This is a genomic window from Aminobacter sp. MET-1 (assembly GCF_026521175.1).
GTDB lineage: Bacteria > Pseudomonadota > Alphaproteobacteria > Rhizobiales > Rhizobiaceae > Aminobacter.
The window spans coordinates 1-241 of record NZ_JAMSHL010000169.1 but is presented as its reverse complement, the minus strand read 5'-3'; the positions used below and the strand labels follow the sequence as shown (position 1 = coordinate 241).

The following is a 241-nucleotide window of genomic DNA, read 5'->3' as shown; positions in this document are numbered from 1 at the left end:
CAGTTGAACCTGCAACCGATCGGCGTGGCCGGTGAGTTGTACCTGGGCGGCGAGGGCGTGGCGCGCGGTTATCTGGAGCGTGCGGCGCTGACCGCCGAGCGGTTTGTGCCGGACCCGTTCGGCACCCCCGGCAGCCGTGTGTACCGCAGCGGCGACTTGACCCGCGGCCGCCCCGATGGCGTGGTGGACTACCTGGGGCGTGTCGACCACCAAGTCAAAATCCGTGGTTTCCGTATCGAGC

1 protein-coding gene is annotated in these 241 nt (G+C 68.5%); it reads left to right on the top strand.

Annotated features, from left to right (window positions below; genetic code table 11):
• Nucleotides 1-241: AMP-binding protein (locus NDO48_RS29495; protein WP_267322955.1), on the top strand; the 241-nt coding region annotated here is incomplete at both ends.